A 20521-nucleotide genomic window follows, 5' to 3' on the forward strand; every position below is an offset into this window, starting at 1 on the left:
GAATATACTATATTATTATTTGATTTATATTTCATAAAAGTATTATATAACTATTAAAAATATAATACAATAAAAAACAATGATATCGAATCATTGTTTTTTTAGCGAGCTTATATCTCCATAAATAAATTTAGGGGCTTTACGCTCGCATTTGGTAAATTTTAAATAATTTACTTCTTTATTTTTTATTATTTCTCAAAACTAGATTTTTCTGGCAAAATTTTATTAAAAGCCTGTTTTATTCTTTCTTTCATAGGTTCAAAATCCACATTATCATTGTCATTTATACATATCATAGGCATTGCTTGATTTTCTATAATCTTAAATAATTCTTGATTTTGTTCTACTCCATTATAGATTTCATAAACCTTACCTTTTACATGTCTTCCTATTGGATAAAAATTTCCTCTAGTCAATTGCCAATAACGAATAAGCCAATTATCTAAATCTAATTTACTTCTAAACTTATGTGACGAAGTATCATCTAATGATTCATATTCTTTTTCCCAAATATCTTCATATTCACTTTTCAAAAAAGAAAAAGCTAAATGATTATTTGCAAATCCTTTAAATCTATGTTGCCCATAAAAAATTAAATTACGTAAAGCATTCCAACCATAAGCTAAATTTACCCATTTACTAAAATGCTTTTTCATCTGTTCCTTTTTATCAAAATGTCCATTTAAAATTGTTACACAATTTAATTTTATAAATGGCATCATATCTTCTTTAGTAGTTGTACTAATTGTACTAGTTATCGCAAAATCTGTTGGCAAACAATCTTTACCTGCAAAAAATAATTCTCTTTTTACTGGTCTTAACAAAAACATATCATCATTAAAATAAACAAATCTTTCTGCTAAGCCGTTTATTCTATGCAAATTTAATTCAATAGGCTGAGAACTAAATGTAGGTAAATATTTTTGTGGTATAAAATCGCTATGTTTAGCAATATTTAATTTGGGATTATCTGTATTTAACCACTTAGGTAAATGGCCATAGGTCACAAAATGTATTTTATTTACCCATGGTGCAAATTTTTCTACAGCCCTAAACCAATATTGCATATTATCCCAATCGCGAAAACGCACATTGCGATTATCTGCATTTTTATTAGGGCTATATTTTGCTTTTTCAGCTTGCCATATTGGATCATTACCATCAACCCAAGTGACCACAAAATCAATAGGATAATTTTTACTCATTTATTAACAACTCGATTCGTTTTAACTTTTCTATGACTTGATTTGGTTTTATACTTGCTAAGCAATCTATATTCTTAGCACAAGTACGCTTCCAACAACCATCACATTCATGACCTGCCAAAATCACATTTTCACTTTGTCTATATGGACCATTTCTATTAGGATCTGTTGGCCCCATAAGCATAATTGCAGGAATATTTAAAGCTACTGCTAAATGAAGGTTTCCTGTATCTCCGCCTACAACAGCCTTTGATAATTTAATAAGTCTAGCCGTTTGCATCAAACTCGTTTTTCCCACAAAATTTATAATATTATTTTCTCTAGCTAATTTAATAATAGCTTGTGATTTTTGTTCATCATCTTTTCCAAAACCAATTAAGACTACTTTTAGCTTATATTTTGCTAATAAATCACTTAATTTCGCAAAATTTTCCACAGACCAACATTTATTTATCCAATTAGTGCCCACTGCAAAAATTATAAATTTTTGATTTAATATATTCTCTTTAATCAATAAATTATCTACAAAATCAATTTCATCTTGTGTATTAACTAAAGGAAATATTATATTTTCTGTATCACAATCTAAACATTTAACAGTATCTAAATATCTATCTATAATATGACCATTCTTATTATTGCCTACTATGCGTTTACTGATTAAATTGCTACCTTCACGCATATCTACATAGCCTATTTTTCTCTTTGCCTTAGCAGTAAATACTACAGCTGCTGACTTAAATAATCCTTGCAAATCTATAGATATATCATATTTTCTTTTTTGCAATAACTTAGTAAATGGTCGATAATTTTCTTTAAAACCATTCCATGATTTAAATGCTTTTTTATGAAAAATAATTATTTCATCTACATATGGATTGTGTTTCACCAATTCATATGCTGTAGGTTCCACAACCCATGTGATATGCGCATTAGGATATCGTTTTTTCAAAACATATGCTACAGGTAATGCATGAATTACATCTCCTATTGCACTTAATTTTACAATTAAAATATTCATAAAAACCTCATCAAATTCTTATCAAATATTATATATTTTCCATTCTTTGATTTTACCAATATTTTACAAAATAGTAAATACTTATTTACTATTTTATCTAAATAAAAACTACATCTCTAAAATACATACCTTAAAGATGTAGTTTTTTATTTATCAATATATCTCTAAAATTCTTTGTATGATATTTGTAGTAGAACAACCCTCTACTACTTTTATAAATTTTATCTTACCACCATATTTTTTTACTGTTGCTGTTTCAGGAAGAGATTCTTCTATATAATCTCCACCTTTTACATAGATATCTGGTTTTACTTTACTGATTAATTTATCAGCTGTTGTTTCATCAAAAATAACTACATAATCTACAGCTTTTAAACTATCTATAACCTCTGCTCGCTCTTTTTGCGGAACAATTGGTCTTTTGTCTGATTTATACTGCTTTACAGACTGATCACTATTTAACCCTAAAATTAAATAATCTGCTAATTTACTAGCTTCATTTAAATAACGAACATGACCTGCATGTACTAAATCAAAAGTGCCATTAGTAAGTGCTATAGTTTTATTACCCTTACGCAAGATTTCACAAAACTTTTCAATATCTTGTATATCTATAATCATCACTAAAATCCTATCTGTAATTATTATTTTTTCAATACAGCAATTAATTCCTCATCAGAAACTGTAGCTGTTCCCATTTTACGTACAGCAATACCAGAAGCAAAATTAGAAAGTTCAGCTGCTTGACTTGGCATCGCACCTGTAGCTAATGCTGTGATAAAGGTAGCAACACATGTATCGCCTGCTCCTGATACATCAAATACTTCTGATTTATCAGATACTGGGATATTATGCACATCTCCATTTGCTTCAAATAAAGTCATACCTTTTTCTCCACGTGTAACTAAAATTCCCTTTGCTTGCATTTTTACTAAAAATTCCCGTGCCGCTTTATATAAGCTATCTTCATTATCTATTTTATAGCCTACAGCACTAGCTAATTCTGTATCATTTTGTTTTACATAATCAGTACCTACAAAATTGAAAATAGCATATCGAGAATCTATTATTGATGGTATATCATATTCTTTACTTAAAGATAAAATTAAATCACGAATTTTAGGTGTAATTGTTCCACTGCCATAATCGCTCATTACTACACCTTGCATCTGTGGCATGACCATTTGAATGTAATTCATCAATTCTTTTTCATATACTTCACTGATAACTTCATTGCATTCTCTATCAATACGTACTACCTGTTGACTTACTGTAGCTCTACCACCTGCAATAACACGTGTCTTAGTAATAGTTTTGCGATTTTGATCACAAAACATACCTTCAGTATTTACATTATTCTCTTCTAATATTTGCTTTAAATTTAAAGCACCTTTATCTTCGCCTAAAATGCCTACAGCAAAAGCTTTTCCGCCTAATGTAGCTACATTATTAACTACATTAGCAGCACCGCCAGCCACTGTTTTTTCTTCTGACTCTATCAATACTAAAACTGGCGCTTCACGAGAAATACGAGAAATATCACCTTTTAAATATATATCAGCAATCATATCACCAATAATTAAAATGCGTTTTCCCTTAAATTTTTCTACAAAATCAATCAATTCCGGCTTCATAAATTCACCTTTTTTCTCTATATATTAGAAATTCAAGAAATTAAAATGTAAACTCCATTTATCTTTTTTCTGTTCATATTTTAATTCAGTTTCTACACAATGCCAATCATGATACCAATAATAATCTAAATCTCTTAAACGAAGCTGATCTGAAGCATCATATCCTGTTGCTACAACAAAGCGATTTTTATCATCTATAGTATAACTTAGACCTGCGGATACTTTTTTGGAATAATCTTCTAATCCATACTGGAATAAAGTATTTTCTGCACTAACTCTTGAATAATGATATCCAGTATAAGCTACTAATCTATCAGTTAATTCACCAAGTAAAGTCACATCATAATATAAACTATTATAATTACTATCATCATAATCTTCATAAACTAAGCGATAACCTATGCTTGGAAATAATCTAAATTTACCTTCTGTATCTAAATTTATAGGATCATGATGGAGAGATAAATTATGTTCACGATGCCAACTTTTAATATTATTTTCTTCCCATAGACCATATTCATTATACAAATTAAAACTAAGTGGTGTATCACCTATTCTACTGCCATAATTATATATATATGCTATATTCTTTTCTAACCAACGATCATCATCATCTTCATATTTACCATTTTCTATTTTAAAAGTACTACCCGCATTATTCCAAGCTACACCATAAATATTTCTCATATCATGCTTAGTAGTATATTTTAAATCAGCATAAGCTTTTACATTATCCATAAGTGGTGCATCTAATTTATAACCGATAGATAAACCATCATCATCATTTATACGAATACGCAGTGGTATCCATTGATTTTTTCCATCGCTATTAGTACCTATTTTAGTACTATATTCATCTGTTTGATAAATAACTTGTCCTTTGATCAAAAATTTCGCATTATATGCTACCATATGGTCATCAGGATAAATTTCAATTTTATCAGCAGTCAAACAGTAATCTGGTTTTTTCGCAGGACAACGTGTCATAGTACCATTGTAAATTATATAGTAATCAGGATAAAATTCTACTTGTTCCCCTGAAATATATCTATTATCTACACGACCTTTTACATTATTCATTACACCAGTTTTTTCATTATAATTATATTTTGTTTTCTCACTGTTGATATCAAGTGTTGGATTAGCTACCTGCATAACATGGGCATGAACAGGAATATCCACATCACCTGTATTTAAATTACCATTTGCATCTTCAGTAGTCATGCGTGAATAATTCTGCGTGATTTTTACATTGCCCTTACCATATACTTCACCTGTTACCGAATCATACATAATATCATTACCCTCAAAAATAATTGGTGCTTCTTGAGGATTTTGTATAACAATGCCTTCTTTTTCATATTGAGCATCTAATTCTGCTTTGAATTCATTAATAGCTTTATTTTTTTCTTTATCTCTAGCTTCACGACGTTGGTCTTCAACATAATTTAAGATTTCAACATCAGTATCTGAAGCTAATACTGGCTGATTATATGTACATAAAGATAATGCACTTAATGATATCGCCCACAATATTTTTTTCTCTATTTTCATTAAAATATTCACCTATCTTAAAATAAATTTAACTAAATACACTTAAATTATTATACCATGATAATATTCTCTTTGCCGAATTACTTTTCGCTAAAATCTAAAAGGACTCTACATTTATTGCAGAGTCCTTTTCATTTATCTATTATATTTTTCTACTAAGGAACACAAATACATTGCTTTTTCGTCTGTCAATGCATCTTTTTGCATACGCCAGCCCCAGTTAGTGCCTACTGTACCAGGTAAATTCATTCTAGCATTACTATCCAACTTCAAAACATCTTGCATTGGCAGTATCGCCATCTTAGAAGCACTAGCATATGCTAATTTTACCAATTCATCTAATAAAGCCTCATTATCATCAACTTTAACTTCTAATAAATCTGCTAAAACTGCTTTATCCTGTGGAGATATATCCTCTTTAAGCCAGCCTAAAGTTGTATTATTATCATGAGTACCTGTATAGACAATGCTATTTTTCGGACTGATAAAGTTTAATTTATGATATTTATTTGCATATAATTCAAATTGTAAAACTTTCATGCCTGGGAAATTACAACTATTTTTCAAAGCTTCGACTTCTGGAGTGATTACACCTAAATCTTCAGCGATAATTGGCACATTACCTAGATATTCTTTGATTTTATCAAATAAATCTTTGCCTGGACCTTTAACCCATTTACCAACACGAGCATTTGTAGCCATGCCAGATACTTCCCAATAAGCTTCAAAACCACGGAAATGGTCAATGCGAATTATATCTACTAAATTCAACAATGTAGCCATGCGTTTACGCCACCAACTATAATCATCTCTTTGCATTACCTTCCAAAGGTAATGTGGATTACCCCAAAGTTGACCATCTTCACTGAAATAATCTGGTGGTACTCCTGCTGCTGTCTTTAAGGTGCCATCAGCATTCAAATTAAATAAATCTTGATGTACCCATACATCAGCACTATCATGTGATGGGAAAATTGGAACATCACCGACTATTTGTATACCTTTTTCGTTTGCATAAGCATGTAAATCTTGCCACTGTTTAAAGAAAATATATTGTTTAAACTTAGCATAAGCAATATCTTGTGCCAAAGAAATTCTACAAGACTCTAAAGCTTGAGGTTTACGCAATTTTATATCTAAATTCCATTCATACCATGGTAAGTTTTTATAATATTTCTTTAATGCCATGAATAATGCATAATCTTCAAGCCAATAACTTTGCTGTTGACAAAAAGCTGTATAATCTGCATCTGCTACAAAATTTGCAAAAGCTTTTGTTAAGATTTTTTCTTTATAAGCTTCTACTTTTACAAAATCTACTTTATCAACATCAGCTTTATAATCTAAAACAATATCTTTGGCTTCTAATAAATTAATTTCCACCAATTTTTCAGGAGAAATAAGCATAGTATTGCCAGCAAAAGCAGATGGAGATTGATATGGAGATGCTCCATATCCCACTGGATTTAATGGAAGGACTTGCCAAATCTTTTGTTTAGCTTTTACTAACCAATCCACAAAATTATAAGCTTCTTTTCCTAAATCACCAATACCATAATCAGATGGAAGTGATGTTGGATGCATGATAATACCAGCTTTTCTAGCATATTCTATATTTTCTTTTTCTTGTTCAAATACTAGAGCTGTGAGCGGTTCAATTTCTATCTTAGCCTTATTATCTATGATTTCCACATCAGGATACATATTAGTTATTTCATGTAATTTACGCTGACAAAAACCATGAACATCAATTTCTATCGTCATAGTCTTTTCTTGATGACGATTTAACACCACTAAAATGCAATCATCATCCATTTTTTGTCCAAATCTATCTTTGCCTAATTTTGTAGTTCTCATATAAGCTAAGACATCATCTTGAGCACATACTGGTATATACCAACCAGTTTGCAATACTTGTCGATGATTGCGCAGTGCTATCATACGCGTAAAGAAATGACGTAAATTATTATCAGCTTCATCCCATTTATAGCTTGCTCTATTATGTGGATCGCGATATCCCTGCATACCAATTTCATCGCCATAATAAATTGATGGTACTCCTGGCAATGTCATTTGCCAAACAACAGCTAATTTCAAACGAGCAATAGCTAAACGCAAATGAGCATCATCTAACTTGAATTTTGCCTGTACACTAGCTGGTACATTTTCTACATTTGGAGCTTCGCCTAATAAAGTCAAAATACGTTCTACATCATGACTACCCAATAAATTCATCATGGCATAGAGATTTTCTTCAGGATAATTTTCATGCTGATTTAAAATACTTACTTCTGTTTCTTGAGCTGATTTATTTCTCAAAATAAAATCTAAAATAATTCTGCGCAATGGATAATTCATCGCACTATCCATCTCATAACCACAAAGATATTCGCGATGAACATTATATGCTATTTTATTTGAAGCATCTTCCCATACTTCACCGATAATAACTGCATCTTTATCTAATTTCTTCAATTTTTGATAAAAACAACGTGTAAATTTCTGTGGCAATTCATCAATTACATCTAAACGCCAACCACTTATGCCTTTATCCATCCAAAAATTCATTACACTATCTTCACTACGAATGATGAAATCCATATATGATGGTGTTGTTTCCTTTGTGTTTGGCATACTTGTAAAGCCCCACCAACAATCATATTTACAAGGATATTCCTTGAAATCATACCATTCATAATATGGAGATTCTTTGGATTGATATGCACCTACACTATCAAAATTGCCAAAGCGATTGAAGTATATACTATCACTGCCAGTATGACTAAATACACCATCTAAGATGATACGAATTCCCATCTCTTTAGCTTGACTACAAAGCTGTGCAAATTCTTCATTAGTGCCAAACATTGGGTCTACTTGATGATAATCTGCTGTATCATAATGATGATTAGCACGTGATTTGAAAATAGGATTAAAATAAATCACAGATATTCCCAAATCTTTTAAATAAGATAATTTCTCTTTTATACCTTGGATATTTCCGCCAAAATAATCATAAGTGATTACATTTTTAGTATCTGGGTCTAAATAATACATTGGTGGTTCATTCCAATCACAATGAAGCACCGCATGTTTTTTCTGTGGGATATTATTGCCACTACGATAAAATCTATCAGGGAAAATCTGATACATAACAGCTTTTTTAAACCAATCTGGCGTTTTTACATCTTTTTTAAATACTGTAATCTGATAAGATGGTGGCACCTCTAATGCTTCTTGACCAATACCACCTATTTGCGCCTTATTATTGCCATAATATAATAATTTGCCATCAGCTAATTCAATTATAAAATAATACCAAACAAGACAACCATCTTCAGGCATATCTAAATCAATAAAATAATGTTTTTCATCCCATGAAGATTTTTTTAAATTATAATATATTGAACCACAAGTTTCTTGCCATGTATGTAAACGCACCAAAGAAACTTTATCTTTTAAATCAACATCAATTGCCAATCTCACAAAAGATTGTGTCGGCACTGCCCCTATAGGACTGCGATAATATAGATTTCGCGAATCATGAAAAATCATTTATATTATCCCTCCCCTGATTAAAACTTTAATTAAAACTTCAATCATCTATAAAATAATTATCGCTTAATACAGACCTTATTTTGTTGAGTAAGCAAAATTTTATAAAAGTCGTATTAAGCGATAAAATTTTTATTTTAAACTAATTATTAAGCCTTTAAGCTATTATACAATTCTTTATATTGTTTAGCTGATTCTTCCCAGCTGTAATCAGCAGTCATAGCATTTTCTACAAGATGAATATGTTTTCTATCATCAGCAATACCATCTATTGCACGTTTGATGGAGAATAATAATTCATGTGCATTGTAGTTATTAAAGCTAAAGCCATTACCAGTTTGAGTGTAATTGTTATATGCTTCAACAGTATCTTTTAAACCACCTGTAGCACGTACAATTGGCACAGTACCATAACGGAGAGCGATAAGCTGACCAATACCGCATGGTTCATATTGAGATGGCATCAAGAATAAGTCACTTGCAGCATAAATTTGATGTGCTAATTCATTATTAAAGAAGATATTAGCAGATACTTTTTTCGGATAGCGCCATACAAGACCTTTGAACCAGTCTTCATATTGTCTATCGCCTGTACCTAAAATTACAAATTGTACATTTTCATATTCAAGTAATTCGTCTAAGATACGTGTAACTAAATCAAGACCTTTAGCTTCAACTAAACGAGTTACCATACCAATCATTGGAATTTTGCGATTTACTGGTAAGCCCAATTTTTTCTGAAGTTGTTCTTTATTATCACCTTTGATAGCAATTGCATTATGTACATCAAAGTTTTTAAAGATGTACTTATCAGTTTCTGGATTATAATCTTCATAATCAAGACCATTGATAATACCAGATAAATCTGCATCACGTTTTTGAAGCATACCTTCAAGACCTTCACCATAATAAGGATCTTGAATTTCTTTAGCATAACTGCGACTTACAGTAGTAACTTTGTCAGAATATACGATAGCACCTTTCATGAAGTTGATATCATCGAAGTATTCCAAATCACCATTGTTGAAGTATTTCCAATCAAGACCTAAAACATCTGGTAAATATCCTTTCCAGAAACGACCTTGATATTTCAAATTGTGAATAGTATATACTGTTTTAATCTTGTTATAGCGTACATCTTCATTATGTTCGAGTTTTAAATAAACGCTAATTAAACCAGTTTGCCAATCATTCATATGAATAATATCTGGCCAGAAATCAATATGAGGAAGCATTTCAAGAACAGCTCTGCAGAAGAAAGTAAATCTTTCTACATCATCTGGATAACCATAATATCCTTCACGATAGAAATATTCCTGATTATCAATGAAATAAAATGGTACATCTTTATAATCGTATCTATCAATACCTAGATATTTTTTACGCCAGGAAACATTGATTTCACCATCATAAATATGTTCCATATTATTGCGATATTCTTCTTTTATACCACTGTATTTTGGTATAACAACACGAACATCTACACCTTTTTGTTTTAATTCTTTAGGTAAAGAACCCGCTACATCTGCAAGACCGCCTGTTTTTACAAAAGGCACAGCTTCTGAGGCTACATATAAAACTTTTAACACTATAACACGACCTTCCTCTATGATTGTATATATAGCCCATATAATAAAAATTATATGGGCTATAACTTAAATTATTTCAAGGCATAAGCTTTAGCCTTTTGACGTTGTTTTGATCTATTACCATTAAGTTTTACCTTTTCTGGTTTTTCAGCTTCAATTACTGTCTGTTTTTTAGCTTCAACAGGACGCAATTTCAATCTGAAATATACTGTACCAAGTGGTGGTAAAGTAATTTGAATAGATTGATTTAAATTATGCCAGAATACATCTTCTGATTTAAAGTCACCTTCATTTAATACATTAGAACCACCATATTCTTCTTTATCTGTATTAAATACTTCTTGATAAATACCTTTTTCAGGTACACCAATACGGTAACCATGACGCACTTCTGGAGTGAAGTTACATACTACAATGATGAAATCATCTTGGTCTTCAGCATAACGAATAAAGGAAATAACGCTATTTTCATTATCGTTACAATCAATCCAGCGGAAACCACGCCAATCAAAGTCTACTTGCCATAAAGCTTTATGTTCACAATAGAATTTATTCAATTCTTTAGAGAATCTCTGCATTTTTGTATGCATTGGATACAATTCAGCTAAATGCCAATCAAGACTATCATCATATTTCCATTCGATAAATTGACCAAATTCGCCACCCATGAATAATAATTTTTTACCAGGGTGAGTCATCCAATAACCAAAGAATGAACGAAGACCAGCGAATTTACGCCAATAATCGCCTGGCATTTTTTCAATTAAAGAGCATTTACCATGAACTACTTCATCATGAGATAATGGCAATACAAAGTTTTCAGAGAAAGCATACATCAAGGAGAATGTAATTTTATCATGATTCCATTTACGATAAATAGGATCAAGGCTCATATATTTGAGCATATCATTCATCCAGCCCATATTCCATTTATAGTTAAAGCCCATACCGCCCATATAAGTTGGACGAGAAATCATAGGCCATGATGTAGATTCTTCTGCCATCATTAAAGCATTAGGATGATATTTGAAAATCGCTTCATTTAGATTTTTAATCAATTCCATAGCTTCAAGGTTACCAGTATCACCGTATTTATTAGGTTCCCACTGACCTTCTTCACGACCGTAGTTTAGATACAACATATTAGCTACGGCATCAATTCTAAGCCCATCAATATGATATTCATTTAACCAAAATAGAGCATTAGAAATTAAGAAGCTATGCACTTCACGACGACCATAGTCGAAGTTAGTTGTACCCCATTGCCAATTTTCACGGCGTTTTTCATTATCAGATTCATATAAAGTTTCACCATCAAAACGGCGAAGACCATGAGCATCGTTACAGAAATGTCCTGGAACCCAGTCCATGATTACAGCAATACCATTTTGATGAGCTAAATCTACTAAATACATGAAGTCTTTTGGTTCACCATAACGACTAGTTACTGCATAATAACCAGTTGCTTGGTAACCCCAAGAACCATCAAATGGATGTTCACAAAGTGGCATAAACTCAATATGAGTATAATTCATTTCTTTAACATAAGAGATGAGCTGTTTTGCTGCTTCTCTATAAGTTAAATAATTACCTTCAGCATCACGACGCCAAGAGCCTAAATGCACTTCATAGATGAGCATAGGTTTATCATAAGAAGCTTCTTGTTGCTGTTTTTTCTGCCATTTTTCATCATGCCATTCATAACCGCGTAAATCATAAACGCGAGAAGCTGTTTTTGGTTTCTTTTCAGCATAAAAAGCATAAGGGTCTGCTTTTAAGAAACGTTCTCCACCATTGAATGGCTCTATAGAATATTTATAAATTTCACCTTGCTGTAAATTAGGAATAAAAGTCACCCAAATTTCACCATCAGAAATTCTCTGCATTGGGTTTTCATTATAATCCCAATTATTAAAATCTCCTACTACACTTATGGCTTTAGCATGAGGTGCCCAAACAGCAAAGCGTACGCCTTCTACTCCGTCTTCTACTACAAAATGAGCTCCTAACATTTGATACGCATAGAAATTTGTACCTTGATGATACAAATACAAATCAAAATCTTTTAATGCGGATACTTCCATATTTTTAGTTCTCCTTTGGAGTCATTTATTTTAATAAATTAATAGGTTCTACATTCCAGATATCTTTTGCATATTCGCTGATAGTTCTATCACTAGAGAAGATACCAGAATGTGCAATATTGATTAAGCTGGATTTTAACCAACCATAGCGGTCGAGATATTTACCTCTAATTTTTACATGAGCATCAATATAAGAATTGAAGTCTTTGAATACGAAATATTCATCATTACTATTGAATAAATAGTTGTGTAAGTCATGGAAATCACCATTACCTACGAATGGACCAGTCAATAATTCATCAACTACATTGTGAATTGCTGGATTTGTATTATATTCAGTCCATGCGGAATATAATCCATTTTTATAGTATTCCATTACTTCATGTTCTTTTAAGCCAAAGATAACGCAGTTATCTTCTCCAACTGCATCGCAGATTTCCACATTAGCACCATCTAAAGTACCAAGTGTAATAGCACCGTTCATCATAAATTTCATATTAGATGTACCGGAAGCTTCTTTACCTGCAAGAGAAATCTGTTCACTAACATCAGCTGCTGGGAATAATTTTTCTGCTAAAGTAACACCATAGTTTTCTAAGAATACTACATGTAAACAATCGTTTACATCTTTATCGTTATTAACAATATTAGCTACATTGTTGATCAAGCGAATAGTTTCTTTAGCGATATGGTAACCAGGAGCTGCTTTACCTGCGAACATATAAGTACGAGGTAACATTTCAGATTTGATAGATGGATTTGCTTTAATCAAATTATAAATATGCATTACATGTAAAATATTCATAATTTGACGTTTATAAGAATGAATACGTTTAACTTGAATGTCATATAAGGAATTAGGATCAATATTAAAGCCACTACGACGTTTGATATGACCAGCTAAATAAATTTTATGTTCTTTTTTAACTTCTGCTAATTTATCAAGGAATGCTGTATCATCTTTATAGTCTAATAAATCGATAAGACGAGATGGGTCTTTACGCCATTTATCAGAAATAGCTTCATCTATTAAGCTAGAAAGCTGTGGATTTGCAGCAATGAGCCAACGACGATGTGTAATACCATTAGTTTTATTGTTGAATTTACCTGGGTAAATTTCATCAAAATCACGCATAGTATGTGCTTTTAAAATATCGCTATGAATTTTAGCAACACCATTTACACTGTGGCTACCAACAACAGAAAGACGAGCCATATGAACTACGCCATCTTGAATGATAGATACTCTGCGTACACGGTCTTCATCATTTGGATATTTTTTGCGAATATCTTCTAAGAAGCGTGCATTGATTTCTTCTACAATCATGTAGATACGTGGTACAAGATTTTTAAACATATCAATTGGCCAAGTTTCTAATGCTTCTGGCATAATTGTATGATTAGTATATGCTACTGTATTTTTAGTGATATCCCAAGCAGTATCCCAATCCATACCTTCTTGGTCAATGAGTACACGCATAAGTTCAGGAATTGCCATTGCTGGATGAGTATCATTGATATGAATAGCAATTTTTTTCGCGAAATCTTTTAAATCACCTTTACGGCGTTTATAATGACGAACAATACTTTGAACGCCTGCAGATACAAAGAAATATTCTTGAGTCAAACGAAGCATTTTACCTTCATAAGAGCTATCTTCTGGATACAAGCAAGAAGTGATTGCTTGTACACGATAAGATTGACGCAATCTTTCTTGTAACTGTTCTCTAGTACCTGATAAAGAAGCAAAATCTTGAGGAACTTCAGCATTCCAAAGACGAAGAGTATTTACTACATTATTGTGGTAACCTACGATTGGCACATCATAAGGAACAGCTGCAACTGTATTATATCCTTCATGAACTAATTTTAAAGAACCATCTTCTTGTTGAGCCATATAAGCATTACCGCCAAAATGAACATCAACTTCTTTGTCAGCTTTGCGATATTCCCAAGCGAAACCATTTTTAAGCCAATTATCAGGAATTTCAACTTGTTGATTATCTATTATTTTTTGTTCAAACAGACCATATTGATAACGGATAGTACAACCATGACCTGGAAGGCCTAAGGAAGCCATAGAATCAATAAAGCAAGCAGCAAGACGGCCAAGACCACCATTACCTAAACCTGCATCTGGTTCCTGTTTAAAGAGCTCTGTAATATCAATATTCAAGTCTTTCAAGGCTTCTTTACAGATTTCTTTCATATCAAGATTGATCAAGTTTGTATTTAATAGACGACCTAATAAAAATTCAATGGAAAAATAATATACTTCCTTGCATTGATTTTCTTCATAATATTTATTAGTCATAATCCAGTTTTCACTGATATACTGACGAACTGTTCTAACTAAAGTCTGATATAATTCTTCTTTAGTTAATTCATTCCAATCTTTACCAAATAACATATTTGCTGTTTTTAAGAAATTTTTCTGTAATGAAGCTCTCTCTTCAATTTGCTTATTGATTATTCCTACACTCACTATTACTTCCCCCTATAAGTTTTTACCTTAATCGCACTACCCTGAAATAAAAACTCTATATTTCTAAAAAAACCAAAACCTATATATTAATATTTTATATTATATAATTTATATTATATATATTATATATATTTATAAATACAGTAATTATCTCATAAAGTCAACTTTAGAGATAATTACTATATTTTTTAACCTATATTATTTTAATATCTTATCTTTTGTTAATCAAATAACTGTATTTTTTTCAATGATCAATGGATAATTTTCAGCACCTTTTAACCATTTACCATCGGATACTACTACATTTTTATCGCAAATTACATTTTCTACTAGAGCATCATCTTGTAATTCACAATTCTGCATGATTACGCTATTTTTAACTTGAACGCCTTTTCCGATTTTAACACCACGGAATAAGATACTGTTTTCTACAGAACCTTCAATTACGCAACCATTTGCAACTAAAGAATTATTAACTTTTGCTTGTTTTTTGTACTGTACAGGAGCTTCATCACGAACTCTTGTATAGATTGGGTTATAACCCATGAATAATTCTTCCCAAATTTCTGGTTCTAACAAGTCCATATTAGTTTTGAAATAGGAAATTGTAGAGCAGATTTCAGATACATAACCTTCATGTTGGAAGCCATAGATATTTAAATTATCCTGATGACGTAAAATACCATCAATCAAGAAATCATAGCCACCACGTTCATATGCTGTAGATATGATTTCCATGAATTTTTTACGGGACATTAAATAAATACCCATGAATACTTTGGAATTTTCATAAACAGCTGGACGGTTAGCAATTTCTGTAACAAGACCATTTTCACCAGTCTGTAAAATAGTTGCATTGTCTGGACGTTCTTTATTTTCAATATGATAAATCATAGTGATATCAGCACCAGTATTCTGATGGAAACGAAGAGCTGTAGTAAAGTCTATATTATAAACAAAACGGCTGTTGCAAATCAATACATATTCTTGTTCAGACTGTCTGATAAAGCTCATATGTCTATAGAAAGACTGTAAGTTACCATTACGGCTATCTTTATCCATTTTTATAGCTGGTAAATAGAATAAACCATCATGACGACGTGCTAAATCCCAGTCTTTACCAGAACGAAGATGGTCTAAGATAGAACGAGATTTTGCTGGCATCATCATACCAATTTTTGTAATACCAGAGTTAACCATGCTAGATAAAGCAAAGTCTAATAAACGATAACGACCTGCAAAAGGTAATGTTGCAATTGGTCTTTTTGTTGTAAGTGTTCTTATTTGTTTATCGTCTTCATATAAATCCATTATTCCGAGAACATTTTTCATAATTATATCCCTCTCTTATTTTATCCCACATTTACATTTTCAGTTGCATCGGAAACAACCATTGGTCGTACAGTTTCACCTTCAGGAATTACTACAATAGTGCCATCGTCACTACCTACTTGAGCAGTTGCTTCAATTTTGCTATTTTGAGCTACAATAGCTTTTTCAACAACAGCATCTGCTTCGATTTTTGCAAATGGCATAATTACAGAATTGCTTACTTTTGCACCTTTAGCAATGCGTACACCTGGGAATATAACAGAATTTTTTACTTCACCGCAAATCATAGAACCTTCACTTACGAGAGAATTTTTAATTTTCGCTTTTGGTCCTACATAATGAGGTGGCATAGCCATATCCACGGAATAAATTTTCCATTTACCATTCATTTCAAATGGTTGTTTTTCTTTTAATAAATCCATGTTTGCTTCCCAAAGGCTATCGATTGTTCCTACATCTTTCCAATAACCTTCAAATGCATAAGAATATAATCTAGCTTGGTCAGCTAACATTTTTGGAATAATATTTTTACCAAAGTCATGACTAGAAGTTTCATCTTTAGCATCATTTTCCAAGTATTCACGTAAGAAATTCCAGCTAAAGATATAAATACCCATAGAAGCTAAATTGCTTTCTGGTTTAGCAGGTTTTTCGGCAAATTTAGTAATACGACCTTCTTTATCTGTGCTCATAATACCAAAACGAGAAGCTTCTTTCATTGGAACTTTAATTACACCAATTGTAGCTTCTGCTTTATTCATTTTATGTGCTTCAATCATTTTAGCATAATCCATTGTATAAATATGGTCACCAGATAAGATTAAAACATAGTCTGGATTAGCTTTATTGATGAAATTAATATTTTGGTAAATTGCATCTGCTGTACCTTTGTACCAATCTGCACCTTTTTCTCTAGCATATGGAGGTAAAATATATACACCACCATTTTTGCGGTCAAGATTCCATGCTTCACCAGTACCTAAGTATGTATGCAATTCTAGTGGACGATATTGAGTAAGTACACCTACTGTTTCAATGCCGGAATTTGCACAGTTACTCAATGGAAAGTCGATGATACGATATTTTCCACCAAATGGCACAGCTGGTTTAGCTATATTTTTAGTTAAAGCTCCTAATCTACTCCCTTGACCACCAGCCAATATCATGGCTAAGCATTCTGTTTTTCTCATAATATAAAACCTCCTGAAAAAAATAAACATAGTCTACACATCTTGTCAATTTAGATAAAATTGCAGGAATTAATCTATAAAAACTATCAAAATTTACACAAACATAACATATTACTTATAAAAACTTAATAATCTTAACAATTGTCGTACATTTTATAAAATTTAGATTAAATAAATTTACACTTCCTTTCTATTTATAAAACTTCTCAAATAAATAAAATTCGTTACATTTTCATTTGACAGTATTACAATTCTATATAAATTTTGTAAATCCTTCTTTTTTTTTAAAATTTTTTAAAAAAATAATAAAAAAAGCAGGACATTAAATTTGTCCTGCTAAAATCAACCCTTTTTTATATTTGCTTATCGCGGAAATTTGTAAACCAAATTTTTTAATCAATTCATCTTTTAAAGATAATAAATCTTCAATTTTTCCTTGTTTTAATTCAATTTCAACTTCACAAATAGGAGCTTTATTTTCTCTTCCTTGAACAAAACCAAGGTCTAAAGCCACTTCTAGCTTAGAGTCTAGCCATGTTAGCTCTATACACTCACGCACAAAATCTGTTATTACTATCGGTAAAAATTTTTTATCCTTTGTAGTTTTAATCAAAGACCAAATGTCTTTATCTTCAGCAAATACATTTATATCTGGTGTCAACTTTGTTACTTTTTTATTAATTTCCACGCGTTCAAACAAACCATCACTGTTTACTTTTCCCGATTTGTACGTTGCTACGATACAATCATTTTCACAGCGTACACGATAAGCGATTTTATGTTTTTGATAGAAATTATCTTCCGTATCATAATAAATAGCCTTCATATCTATACGTTGCCATGATTGATTTTTATTTTCTTGCAAAAATCCACGTATATTTTCTATTTGAGCTTCATCTTTTATTTCCATTTTTACTTCTATTTCTTGATTATTCATGGATTTCCCAACAACCTTTCTCTTTCAATCTCAAGATAGCCTGATGTTTTGCTATTAAACTACTGCGATGAGCAATGCTGATGATTTTCGTATTTGGCAAATGAATTTTCAACATATCATATAAATTGCCCTCTAAATCTTCATCAAGAGCTGATGTCGCTTCATCTAAAAATACAAATTCTGGTCTATATAATAAAATTCGTGCAAAAGCTATTCTTTGTTGCTCACCTAAAGATAAAATTCTACTCCAATCATCAACAATATCTAATTTATCTACTAAATTTTCCAACTTACAAGCTATGAGTATTTCTTTTATTTCTTCATCACTATATTTTTCACTGATCACTTCTTCAACTACAGGATAAGAAATTGCCTGTCTTAAGCTACCAAGTGGCAAATATGGTCTTTGTGGTAAAAATAAAAATTCTTCTTCTTTTGGCAAATAAACATTACCTTTTGCATAAGGCCAAAGACCTGCAAGTGTTCTTAAAAGAGTTGATTTACCCACACCAGAAGCACCCATGATCAATAAAGATTGATAATTCATTAAATCAATTGTACAATCCTTGATTAAAACATCTTTATTTTTATTAGGAAGGAAAACATCTACATTTTCTATACCGACTTTAATATTAGAAGCATTATCTATCATTAAATCAGATTTCAAATCTAAGGCTTCACTAACATGACGATTAAAACCATCTAAACGGCGAACTACAGAGCACCACTGTGCTATAGTTGTATAAGCATCTACAAAATATGACATTGCTCCTTGAACTTGTCCAAAAGCATTTGATACTTGCATAATCCAGCCCACTTGCACCTCTTTAGCAAACCAACGCGGTGCAGCCAATAATAATGGAATGATAATCGCTAATTGACCATAACCAGCTGTAAAACCATTTAAGATTTTTTGACGAGTCATAATATCGCGGAAATTGCCAATTACAATCTTAAATCTAGTCAAGAAATTTTCTAACTCAGGCTTTTCACCACGATAAAAAGCAATCGACTCTGTATTTTCTCTGACACGCATCATCGCAAAACGGAAATCAGCTTCATATTTTTGCTGTTCATAATTTAAATTGATAAGTGCCTTACCCACCTTATGAGTGAGATACGTACCAACGATAGAATATACCAAAGATAACCAAACCATATAGCCATAGATAGTGAATTCATAACTGCCAATAGGCACAGTGATAATTCCTGATAAATTCCATAAAATTACGGTAAATGCTACCAAAGTTATCAATTGACGCACAAGACCAATTGTCAAAGATAAAGTCAACGCTACAAATTGATTAATATCCTCAGAAATACGCTGATCTGGGTTATCCATATCTTTTCCCATCAATTTCAACTTATAATAAGCTCTATTTTCCATCCATCTCACTAAATATTTATCAGTGAGCCATTCACGCCATTTTATCTGCAATAATTGTTGTAAATACACAGAATAAACGCCAATCGCTATATAGATAGCGGCAATCAAGGAAAATTTGCCCACTAAATACCAAAAACTATCAAATTCATAGGCTTGCAATACATCCCAAAATTCTTTATACCAATCATTTACCAATACCGTCAAAAATACACTAGCTAAATTTAAAATTAAAACAACAGCTAAAATACCATAAGCCTTCCATTTTTGTTCAGAACGCCAATATCCTAGTGCTAAAATTTTAAAAGCCTGTAAATAATACATAATTCTTCTTGAAGTCAAACCATACACCTCTATCCTAAAATTAATTTTCATATCTTCTAAAAAAATATGCTAAAATATATATTATGTTCATTTCTTTGATGGCAAAGAAACGAACCAAAGAAAGCCACCGCAGATAAAATTTTAGCTTTGAAAAATATTATCATTTCATACAATGCTTAAAACTCGCTCCGCTCAGACAGTTAAGCAAAAACCGTATTCAATGATAA

At 31.5% G+C, this 20521-nt stretch carries 13 protein-coding genes; all 13 read right to left on the minus strand.

The features are described from left to right. Positions 1-188: 188 nt before the first annotated feature. Positions 189-1205 carry a Stealth CR1 domain-containing protein gene (locus AC5LAX_RS00920; RefSeq protein WP_288909162.1) on the minus strand — a complete coding sequence of 339 codons (1017 nt, stop codon included), beginning with the start codon at positions 1203-1205 and terminating at the stop codon, positions 189-191. Next, positions 1198-2226: a lipopolysaccharide heptosyltransferase II gene (gene waaF / locus AC5LAX_RS00925; protein WP_288909161.1), complete on the minus strand. Its 1029-nt coding sequence runs from the start codon at positions 2224-2226 to the stop codon at positions 1198-1200. Before waaF ends, AC5LAX_RS00920 begins: the two co-directional genes overlap by 8 nt. A gap of 153 nt (positions 2227-2379) precedes the next feature. After that, positions 2380-2847 (minus strand): D-glycero-beta-D-manno-heptose 1-phosphate adenylyltransferase, encoded by a 468-nt coding sequence (gene rfaE2, locus AC5LAX_RS00930; protein ID WP_288909159.1) that lies wholly within the window; start codon positions 2845-2847, stop codon positions 2380-2382. Between the two features lie 23 nt (positions 2848-2870). After that, entirely contained in the window at positions 2871-3860 is a 990-nt protein-coding gene (locus AC5LAX_RS00935; RefSeq protein WP_288909157.1) for a bifunctional heptose 7-phosphate kinase/heptose 1-phosphate adenyltransferase, read from the minus strand. A gap of 24 nt (positions 3861-3884) precedes the next feature. Next, positions 3885-5414 carry an LPS-assembly protein LptD gene (locus tag AC5LAX_RS00940; protein ID WP_288909155.1) on the minus strand — a complete coding sequence of 510 codons (1530 nt, stop codon included), beginning with the start codon at positions 5412-5414 and terminating at the stop codon, positions 3885-3887. Between the two features lie 135 nt (positions 5415-5549). Next, positions 5550-8969, minus strand: coding sequence for a 4-alpha-glucanotransferase (gene malQ, locus AC5LAX_RS00945; RefSeq protein ID WP_288909154.1), 3420 nt, complete (start codon positions 8967-8969; stop codon positions 5550-5552). A 149-nt stretch (positions 8970-9118) separates the two neighbouring features. After that, entirely contained in the window at positions 9119-10558 is a 1440-nt protein-coding gene (gene glgA, locus AC5LAX_RS00950; RefSeq protein ID WP_018999396.1) for a glycogen synthase GlgA, read from the minus strand. Positions 10559-10629: 71 nt separating this feature from the next. Beyond that, positions 10630-12642 carry a 1,4-alpha-glucan branching protein GlgB gene (gene glgB / locus AC5LAX_RS00955; RefSeq protein ID WP_115152157.1) on the minus strand — a complete coding sequence of 671 codons (2013 nt, stop codon included), beginning with the start codon at positions 12640-12642 and terminating at the stop codon, positions 10630-10632. Positions 12643-12667: 25 nt separating this feature from the next. Further along, complete coding sequence (locus AC5LAX_RS00960; protein WP_115152158.1) at positions 12668-15127, minus strand: glycogen/starch/alpha-glucan phosphorylase; 2460 nt, start codon at positions 15125-15127, stop codon at positions 12668-12670. Positions 15128-15352: 225 nt separating this feature from the next. Then, on the minus strand, positions 15353-16459 hold the full coding sequence (glgD, locus tag AC5LAX_RS00965) for a glucose-1-phosphate adenylyltransferase subunit GlgD (RefSeq protein ID WP_115152159.1): 1107 nt from the start codon (positions 16457-16459) through the stop codon (positions 15353-15355). A gap of 20 nt (positions 16460-16479) precedes the next feature. Further along, positions 16480-17649 (minus strand): glucose-1-phosphate adenylyltransferase, encoded by a 1170-nt coding sequence (locus tag AC5LAX_RS00970; protein WP_018999400.1) that lies wholly within the window; start codon positions 17647-17649, stop codon positions 16480-16482. 322 nt (positions 17650-17971) lie between these two features. Continuing rightward, positions 17972-18586, minus strand: coding sequence for a CYTH domain-containing protein (locus tag AC5LAX_RS00975; RefSeq protein WP_288909150.1), 615 nt, complete (start codon positions 18584-18586; stop codon positions 17972-17974). Then, complete coding sequence (locus AC5LAX_RS00980; protein WP_493263617.1) at positions 18579-20294, minus strand: ABC transporter ATP-binding protein/permease; 1716 nt, start codon at positions 20292-20294, stop codon at positions 18579-18581. The genes AC5LAX_RS00975 and AC5LAX_RS00980 overlap by 8 nt, the downstream gene beginning before the upstream one ends. Positions 20295-20521: the final 227 nt, after the last annotated feature.

It is taken from the genome of Megamonas sp., assembly GCF_986095205.1.